The following is a 14154-nucleotide window of genomic DNA, read 5'->3' as shown; positions in this document are numbered from 1 at the left end:
TGGACGTATGAGGGTGAACTGGGTCACCACGGTGAAAAGAACAGGACGCCGGTTTCGGGTGACCGGCCGGAACGTTCCCGGCGAAAGCGATGTATTCGCCCGCGAAGGAAGGAATCTACAGCGGGTCGAGGCCCGTGATCTTCCACGAGCCGTCCACTCGGTGGGCGGTGACGGCCAGCTGTGCGACCGAGGACTGCGGGGCGCCGCCGCCCGGGAGGATTGTTTGCTGGTCGAGGAAGAGCAGCAGGGTGGCGTCGTCGCCGTGGAGGGTGCGGACGCCGGCGGAGCGGACGGTGGTGGCGCGGATCAGCTTGCCGGCGGTGGCGCGTTGGGTCGCGGCGGCGAACTGGGCGTCGTACTGGCCGACGGCGGGTCCGCTGAGCACCGAGGCGGCGGCGCGCGAGGTGCGGTCGAGGTTGGTGTAGTCGTAGGAAAACAGGGCCTTCACGGCGGCGCTCACCTGGTCGCGGACCTGGGTGGTGGTGGTCTGGTCGACCAGGGCGTCGTCGTCGCGGGGTTGCAGGGCCGAGGCCTGCACGGCGAACCACGCCGCGCAGGCGAGGGCGACCACCGTCACGGCGATCGGCCGGCGTTTCACGAGCCCACCGCCTGGACGCCGGCGACTTTCCACGTGTCGCCGTCGCGGGTGAAGTCGACGGTGAGGCGCGCCTGTTTCGGCACGGGGGCGCCTCCGGCGGTGCTCACGCGGACGTCGAGCACGGCGATGACGCGGGCCGTGCCGGCGGTCGGGTCGAGGTCGGTGACGGCGGCCTGCAGGAGTGCGGCCGTCGAGACGGTCTTGGTGCTCGTCGCGCGGTCGAGTTGCAGCCGGCGGTCGCCGGCGAGGGTGGCGCCGTACTGGCCGGTCGTGGCGGCGATCCAACGGTCCACGTCGGCGCCGCCGGTGTGGTAGTCGATCGTGTTGAGGGCGACCAGGTCCGTGGACGCCGCGGCGAGCACGGCGTCGCGGGCGCGGCCGCGGGCCAGGTCGTCGTCGTGGGCCGCGTGCCACCAGGACCAGCCGAACCAGGCGGCCGCGAGGACGGCGAGCACCGGCACGACCAGCAGCGCCTTCATCACGAGCCGCCCAGCAACGCCCCGAGGCCGCCGGCCGGCGGCGTGAGCAGGCCGAGCAGACCCGGCAGCTGGTTCGCGTCCGGGGTGGTCGACGGCGCCGATTCCTTCGGTGCGGCCGGGATCGCCGGCGGCTTGCCGGCGTACGGCGCGTTCTGCGCCCCACGCACCTCGACGGGGCTGCCCGGCGGCTCCGCGCAGTAGGCGTTCACGTTCACCGGCGCTTCGGTGGTGTCGTTGGCCGGACGCTGCTTCGTGCCCTCGTAGCCCTTCGTGCACGACACCGGGTCGAAGAAGTTGAACACCACACCGAGGTGCCCGGTGCCGTCCGGCGAAGTCGACGGCGAGAACGCCGAGATCACCGGATAAGCGACCAGCAGCTCCTCGATCGCGTCGGTGCGCGCGGACGTGATCTGGGCCGTGGTCAGGGAGTTCGCGAAGATCACGCCCAGGTCGGAACCCGAGGTGGCGAGCACGTCGCTGATCTGGCGGCTCAGCTGCGGCGCCTGGTCGATCACCGTGCGCAGGTCCGGGTCCGACGACTTCAGCTGCGCCGCGATCGTCTTCAGCCCGCCCGCGAAGTCGGTGATGTTCTGCGCCTGGCGCTCCTGCGTGGCGAACACCGTGCGCGAGTTCGCCAGCAGCCCGCGCGTCTGCGGGATGTACTGCGCGGCCTTCGCGGTGAGCGAACCCGTGCTGTCCAACAGCTTCTGCAGCTGCGGCCCGGTGCCGGCGAACGCGTCGTAGGTCTCGTCGACGACGGTCTTGAGCGAGTCCGGGTGCACACTCGCCACGAGATCGTCCAAATGCGACAGCACGGAGTCCGGCGACGCGGGCAGCGACGTGCGGTCCTGCGTGATCACCGAACCGTCGTGCAGGTACGGGCCCGTCTCACGGTCGGGCAGCAGGTCCACGAACTGCTCCCCGACCGCCGAGCGGTTCGCCACCTGCGCGTGGAGGTCGTCGGGGATGTCCGGGCCGCCCGAGTCGAGGTCGAGGTGCACGTCGAGGCCGTGGCCGGTGAGCGTCATGGCCGAGACGCGCCCGACGGTCACACCGCGGTAGGCGACCTCGGAGTTCACGAAGATGCCGCCGGAATCGGCCAGCTGCAAGGTGACCTGGTAGCCGCGCGAGCCGAAGAGCCGGTCGAGGCCCGCGTACTTGCCGCCCGCGTAGACCACCGACACCACGGCGATCACCACGAACGCGATGAGCTGGATCCGCGTCTTGCGCGAGGTCATCCCGCACCTCCCCCGAGCAGGCCGCCCAGCAGACCACCGAGCAGCCCGCCCGGCCCGGCCTGGTTCTTCGCCGGCGGAGCGGTCGTCGGCAATGGCAGGGGCAGCGCCGGCGTGGCCGCACCCGTACCCGGCGGCGAAGTCAGCCCGGAAATCTGGATCGGCGGCTGCGAGGAGTTGGTGAAGTTCTGCAGCAGCTTGTCGAGATCGAGGTTCACGGTCGCGTCGACGTTGGCGTAGTCACCCTTGATCGTGTTGCCCGCGTAGTCCGGGAACGGGTAGGTGAGCAGGATCTGCAACGCGTTCGGCAGGTCCTGGCCCGCCTCGCCGAGCTTCTGCAACGTCGGCTGCAGCGCCTTGAGGTTCGCCACGAGCTGGTCGCGGCTGCGGTTCACGGTGTCCACCGCGACGCCGGAAAGCTTGTTCAGCGCGTTCAGCATCCCCACGAGCTGGTCGCGCTGGTCGGCCACGATCTTCAGGCCCGGCGCCAGGTTGTCCAGCGCGGTCTTGATGTTCTGCTGCTGCCCGGCGAGCGTGTGCGAGAGCTTGTCCAGCCCGTCGATCGCGCGCAGGATCTCGCCCTTGTCCCCGTCGAGCTGCGTGGCGAGATCGTCCACTCGCGACAGCAGCGCGCGCATCTCGGGTTCGTTGCCGGACAACGCGTCGTTGAGCTCGTGGCTGATGTCCTGCAGCTGGCCGAGACCGCCGCCGTTGAGCAGCAGGGAAAGCGCGCCGAGGACCTCTTCGACCTCGGGGTTGCGGTTGGTGCGCCCGAGCGGGATCTGCGCGCCGTCGGCGAGGTGACCGGCCGGCTTCTCGGCGGTCGGCTGCCCCAGCTCGACGAACTTCTCGCCCAGCAGGCTCGACTGGCGCAGCTCGGCGCGCGCGTTGGCGGGCAGCTGCACGTCACCGTTCACGGTCATGGCAACGAGCGCCGAGCGCGTGTCGGGCGTCAGCGTGATCTTGTCGACCCGGCCCACGGCCACGTCGTCGACCTTCACGCTCGCCTGCGGCACGAGGTCGAGCACGTCGGTGAACAGCGCCGTCACGTGGTACGGGTGGTCGCCGAGATCGGGCCCACCCGGCAGCGGCGTCGAGTACAGGCCGTTGAAGCCGCCGTCGCTGCACCCGGCGAGCACGAGCACGCCGGCGAGCACCCCGGCCAGGCGCCGCCGCTTCACTTGCCACCGCCGGAAAGCTGCGTCATCACGTCCACGAGCGGGAGCGGCAACGGGGGCAGCTGGCCGTTCTGCAGCGAGTTGAGCACCTGCGGCACGGTCGGCAGCTTGAGCGCTCCGTCGAGGACCGGCGCCAGCTGCTTGCAGATGTCGGTCAGCGTCGTGGGCACGCCCTTCGGGGTGCCCGCGGCGAGGATCCGGCAGACGGTGAGGATCGGCGGGTTGGTGATCTCGTTGAGGTTGTCGCGCACGGCGATGGTGCCGGAGGCGGCATCGTAGGAGTTGATGAAGTTCGTGGCCCCGGTCGGCGCGATGTCGAGCACCTCGGCGAGCGCGGCCCGCTGGTCCACGAGCACGCCCGTGAGCGAGGCCAGCTTGTCCACATTGGACTCCAGGCCGGCCTTGTTGTCGGCCACGAACTGTTTCACGTCACCGAGCGAGGAGGCCAGGGAGCTCAGCGCGGCACCGACGTCGGCCGAGTCGTCGGCGAGGAACCCGCTGACGTCGGCGACGCGTTGGTAGAACTCGTTGAGCTGGCTGTCGCTCTGAGCGAGGGCGTCCGTGAAAGAGTTCAGGTTCTGGACGGTGGCGAACAGGTCGTCCTTGGAGTCGTCGAGCGTGCCCGCGAGGTCGGCGAGACGGCCGACGGTGGAGTTGAGGTCGGCGCCGTTGCCCTTGAGGTTGGCGGCCGCGGTGTCGAGGACGTCGGACAGGGCGCCGTTCTTGTTGGCACCGTTGGGACCCAGCGCGGTGGAGAGCTTGTCGAGGCTCGCGTAGAGGTCGTCGAGCTCCACCGGCGTGGCCGTCTTGTCGCGGGCGAGGACGGTGCCGCTGGCGAGCGTCGGGCCACTGTCGTAGGCCGGGGTCAGCTGCACGTAGCGGTCACTGACCAGGCTCGGGGCGACCACCACGGCGCCGACATCGACGGGGATCGGCACGTCGTCGTTCACGCGCATGTCCACGCGCACGGCCTGCCCGTCCGGCGTCACGGCGGTGACCTCGCCGACCGGCACGCCGAGTACACGAACCGAAGATCCGGCGTAGAGGCCGACGGTCTTGCCGAAGTAGGCCGACAGCGTGGTGCCGCTGCTCGTGCGGAAGACCAGCCACAATCCGGCTGTCAGCAGTAGCGCCAAGACGCAGGCGAAACCCAGCCACGTCACCAGGCTCCGCTGAGTCTTCGTTTCGATCGTCACCGTCCACCCACCCCCTGGTTCGGCGCCGCGATGGGCGGGGTGCAGCCCTCGGGGTTGATCGACAGCCCACCCGCCGTGATCGTCGGCGGCAGCAGCCCGCACAGGTAGCCCTCGAACCAGCGCCCGTTGCCCGTCGCGTTGGCGCCGACGCGCGCGAACGGCGCCATCAGCGCCAGGCCGCGGTCGAGGTTGCCCTGGTTGCGCTGCAGCACGTCGGTCACCTTCCCCAGCGCGTCGAGCGTCGGCTTCAGCTGCGTGCGGTTGTCGGCGACGAGGCCGGACAGCTGCTGCGAGATCTGCTGTGTGCCCTTGAGCAACGCGCTGATCTGGTCCCGGCGGTTCTGCAACTCGGTCAGCAGCAGGTTGCCGTCGCTGATCACCTGCTGCAGCTGCGTGTTGCGGTCCGAGAGCGTCTTGGAGATCGCGCTCGTGTTGGCCAGCAGCGTGTGCAGGTCGTCGTCGCGCGAGGACACCGTCTTCGACAGCGCGGACAGGCCCGAAAGCGTGTCCTTGAGGTACTGCGGGCTGTCCTTGAGCGAATCCGAGAGCGCGGTGAAGCTGTCGGCGAGCTGCTTCGTGTCGATGTCGCCGACGGTCGTGGACAACTGGTCGAACGCGTCCTGCAGCTGGAACGGCGTACGTGTGCGCTGCAGCGGGATCGTGTCACCCGGGCTCTGCGTGCCGGCGCCCTTCGGGTCGAGCGCGAGGTACTTCTCCCCCAGCAGCGTCTTGATCTCGATCGACGCGGTGGACGCGTCGCCCACGCGCACGCCCTTCACCCGGAACTTCACCAGCACCTGCTTGTGCGCCAGCTCCACCGAGGTCACCTGGCCCACCTTCACGCCGGCGACCTCCACCTCGTTGTCCGGCGCGAGCCCGGCGGCCTCGCCGAAGTACGCGGAGTACGTGGTGCCGTTGCCGAACATCGGGATGCTGTCGGAGAAGTAGGCCACGGCGGTCACGAGCAGGATCAGCACCAGCGTCACTCCACCGACCGCCGCCTGGTTGCGTTCCTTGAGCCGCTTCACGGGCCGCACCTCGCCGCGCGCTGGGTGGCCGGCAAGGGAACGATCGGCAGCGTCACGTCCAGCGACGAAATCCCGATCGTGCCTTCGATCCCGCACAGGTAGTAGTTGAACCAGCTGCCGTAGCTCAGCGTGCGCGTGAACTTCTCCAGGTTGCCCGGCAGCACCTGCAGCAGGTGGTCGAGCAGCTGGTCGGAGTCGGCGAGGTTGTTCGACAGCGCGCCGAGCTGCTTCACGTCGTCCTGCACGGCCGGGCGCGCGTCGGCGAGCAGACCCGAGGTCGTCTCGGTCAGCTCGCCCAGCGCGCCCACGGCGTCGCCGATCGGCTTGCGCTGCTCGGCCAGGCCGCTCACGAGCCGCTGCGTCTGGTCGATGAGATCACCCAGCTGCGGGCCACGCGAGTTCACCGTGGTCAGGACCTGGTTGAGGTTGTCGATGACCTGGCCGATCACCTGGTCCTTGCCGGCGATCGACGTCGTGATCGACGCGGTGTGGGCCAGCAGGCTCGTGATCGTGCCACCCTCGCCCTGGAAGACCTGGATGATCTCGGCCGAGAGCTGGTTGACCTCTTTCGGGTCCAGCGCCTGGAACAGCGGCTTGAACCCGTTGAACAGCACGGTGAGGTTCAGGGCGGGTTTGGTGCGCTCGGGCGGGATCGTCGCGCCGTCGGCCAGCGTGCCGCCGCCGGTGACGTCGGTGCCGAGCGCGAGGTAGCGCTGGCCGACGAGGTTGCGATACTTGATCGTCGCGGTCGTGAGCGCAGGCAGTTTGTATTGGGCGTCGACGGCGAAACGCACGTTGGCTAGATTCTGGGCTCCGTTCTGGTCGCCCTGCTGCACGTCGATCGAGTCGACCTGCCCCACCTTCACGCCGGAGATGCGCACGTCGTCGCCCGGCTGCAGGCCCGACGCGTCGGTGAACTTCGCGGCGAAGCCCGCCGTGGTGCCGAAGTTCGTGTTCGCGATGGTGGCCGCGAGGATGCCGGTGAGCAGCACGGTGACGGCGGCGAAGATCAGGATCTTCACCAGCGCGGGGACGAAGGACCTCACTTGAGCTCCACCTCCGCTCCGCGGTAGAGCGGCCCGACGAGCAGGCCGGCCCAGCCGGGCACCTGGTCCGGTGTGGTCTTCATCGCCGACGAGGCCAGCAGGTCGATCAGCTCCTGCTCGTCGGTGGACCCGAAGATCGAGGGCGCACCACCCGACTCGCCGCCGCCGCCGTTGCCCTTACCCGCGACGGTGTTCGACGTGATCGCGCCCGAGGTGATCTCGCCCGGCAGCGACTCGGCCGGGCTGTGCGGCGGCGCGGGTTTCGCGGAGCCGTCCTTGACCGCGCCGTCCGGCGGGTACTGCGGCCAGAACCCGGGTTTCGGGACCTGCGGGTAACAGCGGGGGCCGCGCTTGTCGTCGTACTTGGGCTCGTCGACGCCCGGCAGGTACTTGCCGCGGCTGGCGCTGAACTCGATCGTCACGCGGCTCACCTCGGGGTGGGCCGTGCCCTTGCCGAACGCCAGCTCCGCCTCCGGCACCGAAGCGGCGAGCTGCTTGAGCAGGCACGGGTACTCGGGCGCGTACTTCGCGAGCACGTCGAGCGTCGGCTGCACGGCCGTGGTGAGCCGGATCAGGTTGTCCTTGTTGACGTCCAGGAAGCTCGTGAGGTCGGCCGACGCCGCCGAGACCGAGGCGTACACATCGGACAGTCCCTGGCGTTTCTCCACAATGGTCCGAGTCGTCGTGGTGAGGTCGGCCAACGCGTCGAGCAGGTCGGGCGCGGCCTTGTCGTAGGTGCCCGAAACGTTGGCCAGGCCCGTGATGTCGGCCTTGAGGTCGGGCAGCGACGGGTTCAGCTGCCCGAGGTAGTCCGACAGGTTCACGAGCCTCTGGCCGAGTTGCTTGCCGCGGCCGTCGAACGCGCTCGACACGGCGCTGAGCGTGCTGGAGAGCTTCTCCGGTTGCACCGCCTGCAGCAGCGGCATCACGTCGTCGAGCACCTGTTCCAGCTCGATCGCCGTGCTGCTGCGGTCCTGCGGGATCACGTCGCCGGCTTCGATGTGCGCGGCGGGCCTTTCGGGCAGCTGCAACGCGACGTAGCGCTCGCCGAAGAGCGTCTTGGGCAGCAGCCTCGCTGACACGTTGCGGGGGATCTCGTCGATCTTGTCCGGCTGCAGCGCGAGTTCCAGCTCCGCGTGGTCGCCCTTTGCCGTGACCGAACGGATTTCGCCCACGAGCAGGCCGCGCACCTTCACGTCGCCGCCCGTGCGCAGCTGGCTGCCGACGTGGTCGGTCTCCAGCTTCACGAGCGTGACGGGTGTGAAGACCTTCTTGTAGATCGCGATCGTCGTCGTGAAGAACAGCGCCGCGACGACGAGGAAGACCAGCCCCAGCACCTGGTACCGGAGCCGCTTCAGCGTTTCGCGCCGCGTGCTCATCCGGAGATCCGCACGGTGGTGTTGGCGCCCCAGATCGCGAGGCTGAGGAAGAAGTCGAGCACCGAGATCAGCACGATCGACGTGCGCACCGCGCGGCCCACCGCGATGCCGACGCCGGCCGGCCCGCCGTCGGCGGTGTAGCCGTAGTAGCAATGGGACAGGATCACGATCACGCTGAACACGATCACCTTGGCGAACGACCACAACACGTCTTCAGGGGGCAGGAACAGCGTGAAGTAGTGGTCGTAGGTGCCGGCCGACTGGCCGTAGAGCCAGATCGTGATCTGCCGCGACGCGAGGTAGGACGACAGCAGGCCGATCGCGTACAGCGGGATCACCGCGGTGACGCCGGCGAGCACCCGCGTCGTCACGAGGTAGGGCATGCTCGGCACGGCCATCACCTCGAGCGCGTCGATCTCCTCCGAGATCCGCATCGCGCCCAGCTGCGCGGTGAACCCGCAGCCGACCGTCGCCGAAAGCGCCAGCCCGGCCGAGAGCGGCGCGACCTCCCGCGTGTTGAAGTAGGCGGAGATGAAGCCGGTGAGCGCGGCGGTGCCGAGCTGGTTGAGCGCGGAGTAACCCTGCAGGCCCACGATGAGACCGGTGAACAGCGTCATGCCGATCATCACGCCGAGCGTCCCGCCGATCACCGCGAGCCCGCCCGTGCCGAAGCAGACTTCGGTGAGCAGCCGGCGGGTCTCGTGGCCGTAGCGGCGGATCGTGCGCGGCGACCAGGCGAGCGCGCGGCCGTAGAACGACAGCTGGCGCCCGAGGCCTTCCAGGCTCGCGCCCGGACGCGCGATGATCTCGAGCGTCCGGTCGGACAGCGCGGGGGCCTCGATCGGTTCGGCGGTCACGTCACAGCGCCTTCGGCGGCACGATCTTGAGGTAGATCGCGGTGAGCACGACGTTGATGAGGAACAGCAGCAGGAACGTGATCACCACGGCCTGGTTCACCGCGTCGCCCACGCCCTTCGGCCCGCCCGCGGGGTTCAGGCCGCGGAAGGCCGCGACCACGCCGGCGACGAAGCCGTAGAGGAACGCCTTGATCTCGCTGATCCACAGGTCCGGCACCTGGGCCAGCGCGTTGAAGCTGGCCAGGTACGCACCGGGCGTGCCGCCCTGGAGCACGACGTTGAAGAAGTAGCCGCCGAGCACCCCGACCACGCTGACCAGGCCGTTGAGCAGCACGGACACCACGATCGCGGCGAGCACGCGCGGCACGACGATGCGCTGGATCGGGTTGACGCCGAGCACTTCCATGGCGTCGATCTCTTCCCGGATCTTGCGCGCGCCGATGTCGGCACAGACCGCACTGCCGCCCGCGCCGGCCACCAGCAGCGCCGTGATCAGGGGGGCGGCTTGCTGCACGATCGCGAGCGCGCTCGCGGCACCCGTGAACGACTGCGCGCCGATCTGCGTGGTCAGCGACCCCAGCTGGAGCGCGATCACCGCCCCGAACGGGATGGCGACCAGCGCCGTCGGCAGGATCGTGACGCTCGCGAAGAACCAGCACTGCTGGATCCACTCGCGGAACTGGAACGGACGCCGGAAGATCGCCCGCAGCACCTCCCAGGACAGCGTGGCGAGCCGGCCGACCTGGGTCAGCGCCGCGGTGCCCGGGAGGGTGATCGAGCCGCTCTCGCTCACCACACCTCCCAGTAGTCACCCCCGAGTCTTGTCCATACCTCCCGCCCGACTTCCGTTAGCGGTGTTCACTGCTCGCTCTCAGTCGCGTGGATCACAGCTTCAACGCGTGAGTCGCCGTAGCCCCGCCATCCGCTACGAACTCGCTCCCGGTGCAGTACGAGCTCTCGCCGCTCGCGAGGAACACGAGCAGCGGCGCGATCTCGTCGGCCCGCCCCACCCGGCCGAGCGCCACCTTCTTGCCGACCCACGACACGTCGACGTCGGCGCCGGCGGCTTCGGAAACCATCTTCGTGTCGATCATGCCGGGATGGACGGAGTTCACCCGGATGCCGTGCGCGCCCAGCTCCAGCGCGGCGACCTTGGTCATCCCGCGGATCGCGAACTTGCTCGCGGTGTAGGCGACGAGGAACGGCATGCCGGCAAGTCCCTCCACAGAGGACACGTTGACGATGGAGCCGCCACCGGCCCCGGTCATCGGTTCAACGACCGACCGCATCCCGAGAAACGCCCCTGTCTGGTTCACACGCACCACGCGTTCGTAGTCGGCCAGTGTGGTGCTCTTCAGCTCGGCGAAATGCAGGACGCCGGCGTTGTTCACGAGCACCGTCGGCGGCCCGAACTCGGCGACGGTCCGCTCGATCGCGGCCGTCCAGCCGTCCTCGTCGCCCACGTCGAGGTGCTGGAACACCGCGGCGTCGCCGAGGTCGGCGGCGAGCTGCTTGCCCTCGGCGTCGAGCACGTCGGCGATGACCACGCGGGCGCCCTCGGCCACGAACGCGCGCGCGGCCGCCGCGCCCTGGCCGCGGGCGGCGCCGGTGACGAGGGCGACGCGGCCGTCGAGCCGGCCCACTACATCAGCTCCTCGCCGAGCGGCATGAGCACGGTCTTGAGCTCGGTGTAGGCCTCGAACGCCGACAGCCCGCCCTCGCGCCCGAGACCCGACTGCTTGAACCCGCCGAAGGGCAGGTGCGGCTCGACCTGGAAGCCGTTGACGCCGATGGTGCCGGCGCGCAGCCGCCGGGCCACGCGGAACGCGCGGGCGGAGTCGGCGGTGAAGAGGCCGGCGCCGAGGCCGTACTCGGTGTCGTTGGCGAGCGCGATCGCCTCCTCTTCCGAGCCGAAGGGGACGACGGCCAGGACGGGGCCGAAGATCTCTTCCTGCGCGATCGTGGCGTGGTTGTCCACGTCGGCGAAGATCGTCGGGGCCACGAAGTTGCCGCCCGCGTAGTCGCCGTCGAGCCGTTCGCCGCCGGTGACGAGCCGGCCTTCCGCCTTGCCCTTCTCGATGTAGCCGAGGACGCGTTCGAGCTGGCGGCCGTTCACGAGCGGGCACGAGATCACCGCCGTGTCGAACGGGTCGCCGTAGGTCACGGCCGCGGCCATGCCCTGCGCGGCGGCGAGGAACTCGTCGTAGACGCCGCGGTGCACCAGCGCGCGGGTGTTGGCCACGCACGCCTGGCCGGACAGGCCCATGGTGACCGCGCCCATCGTGGTCATCGCGGCGAGGCCGACGTTGGGCGCGTCGGGGAACACGATGGCCGGGCTCTTGCCGCCGAGCTCCAGCGACACGCGCTTGAGCGTGCCCGCTGACGCCTCGACGATGCGTTTGCCCACCGCGCGGCTGCCGGTGAAACTCACTTTGTCGACATCCGGGTGCGTGATGAGCCGCTCGCCCGTCGGGTCGCCGGGGCCGGTCACGAGGTTGAGCACGCCCGCGGGCAGGCCGGCCTCGGCGAGCAGCTCGACCATGCGGATCACGGCGAACGACGCGTACTCCGAAGCCTTGAGCACCACTGTGCAGCCCGCGCCGAGCGCCGGGGCCACCTTCTGCGCGAAGAGCAGGAAGGGCGCGTTCCACGGCAGGATCGCCCCGACCACGCCGATCGGCTCGCGGAAGGTCATCGCCAGGTGGTCGCCGCCCTGGTACGGCGGCAGCGTCTGGCCGCCCGCCTTGTCGACCCAGCCGGCGTGGTGGGTGAACACGTCGGCCGCGGCGGCCACCGACGTCGCGTAGATCGCGCCGAAGGACAGCGGCACGCTGTTGTCCAGGGCCTGCAGCGCGCGCAGCTCGTCGGCGTGGGCGCGCAGCAGCTCGGCGTACTTGAGCAGCACGGCGATGCGGGTGCTCGCGCGCGAGGTGCCCCACGTCGCGAACGCCGCGCGGGCGGCGGCCACGGCGTCGTCGACGTCGGCGGGACCGGCCACGGCGAACTCGCCGATCTCCTCACTCGTGGCGGGATGCAGGTGGGTCCACGTCGCGCCGTCGCGCGCGGGCGTCCACTCGCCGCCGATGAACAGCTGTCCGGCCTTGAGCCCGGCTTCGTCGCAGTGGGGTAACACGGTGAGCGTCATGAGGTCTCCCGGGAGGTCAGGGCAGGGTGAGCAGCTCGGTGGCGGCGAACATCCGCTCCGGGTCGCGGCCGGCGAAGTGCGCGCCGACCGTCTCCGCCAGCTCGGCGGGGGTCCACGTGCCGTTCGCGGTGTCGAAGCGCTGCTCGACCGAAGGTGGACGGAGCAGCGCGACCATTCCGCCGTGGACCACGAAAACCTGGCCGTTGACGTGCTCGGCGGCGGGCGAGGCGAGGAAGGCGACGAACGGGGCGACGTGCTCGACCGAGAGCGGATCGACGCCGGTTCCGGGCGCTTCGCCGAAGACGTCGGCCGTCATCGCCGTGCGGGCGCGGGGGCAGATCGTGTTGGCGCACACGCCGTACTTCGCGAGCCCGCGTGCGGCGGACACGGTGAGCGCGACGATGCCGGCTTTCGCGGCGGAATAGTTGGGCTGGCCGGGTGAGCCGACGAGGAAGGCTTCCGACGCGGTGTTCACCAGCCGCCCGTAGACCGGCTTTCCGTCCACTTTGGCGCGGTCGCGCCAGTGCCGCGCGGCGGCACGGGAGAGCAGGAAGTGGCCGCGCAGGTGGACGGCGATGACCTGGTCCCATTCGGCGTCGGTCATCGAGAACAGCATGCGGTCGCGCAGGACACCGGCGTTGTTGACCACGATGTCGAGGCCGCCGAAGTGGTCCACGGCGGCGGTGAGGAGTTCCTGCGCGGTGGCGGTTTCGGAGACGTCACCCGCCACCGCGAGCGCTTTGCCACCACCCGCCTCGATTTCCTCGACGGTGGCGTGGGCTTCGGCGACGTCGTTGACCACCACGGCCGCGCCTTCCCGGGCCAGCGCGAGCGCTTCGGCGCGGCCGAGCCCGGCGGCGGCTCCGGTGACGATGGCGACCTTGCCGTCGAGGCTCACGCCAGCGTCACCACCTGGCGGATCACGTCGGTGCTGCCTTCGCGCAGCAGGCCGAGGCCATCGTTGATATCGGCGAAGGTGAGGCGGCGCGAGATCATGCCGTCGAGGTCGAGCAGGCCCGCGCGCCAGAAGCGCAGCATGGTGGCGGTGTCGCGGTGGACGTGCGACGAACCGTAGAAGGAGCCGAGGATCTTCTTGTCGTGCAAGAAGAGTTCCTGCGCACTGAACGACACCATCGCGTCGCCCCGCCCGGCGCCGACGACCACCACCGTACCCCCGCGGCGGGCGGCGTCCCAGCCGGCGCGGATGGTGGCGGGCGCACCGACCACGTCGAACGCGTAGTCGAACCCCTCGCCGCCGGTCAGCTCGCCCTTCAGCTGGTCGAGGTTCTCCGGCGTCACGGCGTGGGTGGCACCGAAGCCTCGGGCGACGGAATGCTTGCCCTCCACCGGATCCACGGCGACGATCGTGGCCGCGCCGGCGATGCGCGCGCCCTGGATCACGGAGATCCCGACGCCGCCGCAGCCGAAGACGACCACTGTGGAGCCCGGCTCCACCTTCGCGGTGTTGAGCACCGAGCCCACTCCGGTGAGCACACCGCACGCGATGAGTGCGGCCGTCTCGAACGGCACGTCGGCGTCGACCTTGATCGCACCCGACGAGGGCACCACGACCTCGTCGGCGAACGTGCCGAGCCCCGCGTAGCCGAACAACGGCGTGTCGCCCAGACGGAACCGCGGCGTGGTGAACGCGGCGATCGCGTGCACGGCGCAGAGGTTCGGCTGACCGCGCAGGCAGTTGGCGCACGAACCGCACGGCGGCACGAACGACACGGTGACGTGGTCGCCCGGCTGCAAGCGTGTGACCGCGGAGCCGACTTCGAGGACTTCGCCCGAACCCTCGTGGCCGACGACGCCGGGCACGAGCGCCGGCAGCGTGCCGTCCATCGCGGAGAGGTCGCTGTGGCAGATTCCCGACGCCCGCACCCGGATCCGGACCTCGTCCGGCCCCGGATCGACGGTGGTGACGTCGTCCCGCAGCTCCAGCTTGTCGTCGCCGATCGCGTTCAGTACGGCTGCTCTCACCGCGAGCCTCCTCGTCGAAGCCTGCCTTGG

General features: G+C 70.1%; 14 protein-coding genes. All 14 read right to left on the bottom strand.

Going from position 1 to position 14154, the window contains the following annotated elements; all coding sequences use genetic code 11:
* Window positions 1-115 precede the first annotated feature (115 nt).
* On the bottom strand, window positions 116-598 hold the full coding sequence (locus ACFY1H_RS44145; RefSeq protein WP_386956059.1) for a hypothetical protein: 483 nt from the start codon (window positions 596-598) through the stop codon (window positions 116-118).
* Window positions 595-1077: a hypothetical protein gene (locus ACFY1H_RS44140; RefSeq protein ID WP_386956058.1), complete on the bottom strand. Its 483-nt coding sequence runs from the start codon at window positions 1075-1077 to the stop codon at window positions 595-597. The genes ACFY1H_RS44145 and ACFY1H_RS44140 overlap by 4 nt, the downstream gene beginning before the upstream one ends.
* The gene (locus ACFY1H_RS44135) at window positions 1077-2315 is read right to left on the bottom strand and encodes an MCE family protein (protein WP_386956057.1); all 1239 of its coding nucleotides are present in this window, start codon (window positions 2313-2315) and stop codon (window positions 1077-1079) included. The genes ACFY1H_RS44140 and ACFY1H_RS44135 overlap by 1 nt, the downstream gene beginning before the upstream one ends.
* The gene (locus ACFY1H_RS44130; RefSeq protein ID WP_386956056.1) at window positions 2312-3493 is read right to left on the bottom strand and encodes an MCE family protein; all 1182 of its coding nucleotides are present in this window, start codon (window positions 3491-3493) and stop codon (window positions 2312-2314) included. Before ACFY1H_RS44130 ends, ACFY1H_RS44135 begins: the two co-directional genes overlap by 4 nt.
* Entirely contained in the window at window positions 3490-4686 is a 1197-nt protein-coding gene (locus ACFY1H_RS44125; RefSeq protein WP_366583816.1) for an MCE family protein, read from the bottom strand. Before ACFY1H_RS44125 ends, ACFY1H_RS44130 begins: the two co-directional genes overlap by 4 nt.
* The gene (locus tag ACFY1H_RS44120; protein ID WP_386956055.1) at window positions 4683-5714 is read right to left on the bottom strand and encodes an MlaD family protein; all 1032 of its coding nucleotides are present in this window, start codon (window positions 5712-5714) and stop codon (window positions 4683-4685) included. Before ACFY1H_RS44120 ends, ACFY1H_RS44125 begins: the two co-directional genes overlap by 4 nt.
* Window positions 5711-6760, bottom strand: a complete 1050-nt coding sequence (locus ACFY1H_RS44115; RefSeq protein WP_366583814.1) for an MlaD family protein — start codon at window positions 6758-6760, stop codon at window positions 5711-5713. Before ACFY1H_RS44115 ends, ACFY1H_RS44120 begins: the two co-directional genes overlap by 4 nt.
* Window positions 6757-8139, bottom strand: a complete 1383-nt coding sequence (locus ACFY1H_RS44110) for an MCE family protein (protein ID WP_386956054.1) — start codon at window positions 8137-8139, stop codon at window positions 6757-6759. Before ACFY1H_RS44110 ends, ACFY1H_RS44115 begins: the two co-directional genes overlap by 4 nt.
* The gene (locus tag ACFY1H_RS44105; protein ID WP_386956053.1) at window positions 8136-8996 is read right to left on the bottom strand and encodes an MlaE family ABC transporter permease; all 861 of its coding nucleotides are present in this window, start codon (window positions 8994-8996) and stop codon (window positions 8136-8138) included. The genes ACFY1H_RS44110 and ACFY1H_RS44105 overlap by 4 nt, the downstream gene beginning before the upstream one ends.
* Before the next feature lies 1 nt (window position 8997).
* Window positions 8998-9792: an ABC transporter permease gene (locus tag ACFY1H_RS44100; protein WP_366583811.1), complete on the bottom strand. Its 795-nt coding sequence runs from the start codon at window positions 9790-9792 to the stop codon at window positions 8998-9000.
* Between the two features lie 88 nt (window positions 9793-9880).
* Entirely contained in the window at window positions 9881-10639 is a 759-nt protein-coding gene (locus ACFY1H_RS44095; RefSeq protein WP_386956052.1) for a glucose 1-dehydrogenase, read from the bottom strand.
* Window positions 10639-12141: an aldehyde dehydrogenase family protein gene (locus ACFY1H_RS44090; protein WP_386956050.1), complete on the bottom strand. Its 1503-nt coding sequence runs from the start codon at window positions 12139-12141 to the stop codon at window positions 10639-10641. The genes ACFY1H_RS44095 and ACFY1H_RS44090 overlap by 1 nt, the downstream gene beginning before the upstream one ends.
* A 16-nt stretch (window positions 12142-12157) precedes the next feature.
* Entirely contained in the window at window positions 12158-13039 is an 882-nt protein-coding gene (locus tag ACFY1H_RS44085) for a 3-oxoacyl-ACP reductase (RefSeq protein ID WP_386956049.1), read from the bottom strand.
* Window positions 13036-14124: a zinc-binding dehydrogenase gene (locus ACFY1H_RS44080; RefSeq protein ID WP_386956048.1), complete on the bottom strand. Its 1089-nt coding sequence runs from the start codon at window positions 14122-14124 to the stop codon at window positions 13036-13038. Before ACFY1H_RS44080 ends, ACFY1H_RS44085 begins: the two co-directional genes overlap by 4 nt.
* Window positions 14125-14154 lie beyond the last annotated feature (30 nt).

Origin of the sequence: Amycolatopsis sp. NPDC001319, from assembly GCF_042896185.1 — a bacterium.
GTDB lineage: Bacteria > Actinomycetota > Actinomycetes > Mycobacteriales > Pseudonocardiaceae > Amycolatopsis.
The sequence above is the reverse complement of the archived record's forward strand: the minus strand, read 5'-3'. Positions and strand labels throughout refer to the sequence as shown.

Excerpts from the sequence above, each read along its gene's own strand:
- ACFY1H_RS44110 (WP_386956054.1), bottom strand. The coding sequence starts at position 8,139 with ATGAGCACGCGGCGCGAAACGCTGAAGCGGCTCCGGTACCAGGTGCTG.
- ACFY1H_RS44135 (WP_386956057.1), bottom strand. The coding sequence starts at position 2,315 with ATGACCTCGCGCAAGACGCGGATCCAGCTCATCGCGTTCGTGGTGATC.
- ACFY1H_RS44090 (WP_386956050.1), bottom strand. The coding sequence starts at position 12,141 with ATGACGCTCACCGTGTTACCCCACTGCGACGAAGCCGGGCTCAAGGCC.
- ACFY1H_RS44140 (WP_386956058.1), bottom strand. The coding sequence starts at position 1,077 with ATGAAGGCGCTGCTGGTCGTGCCGGTGCTCGCCGTCCTCGCGGCCGCC.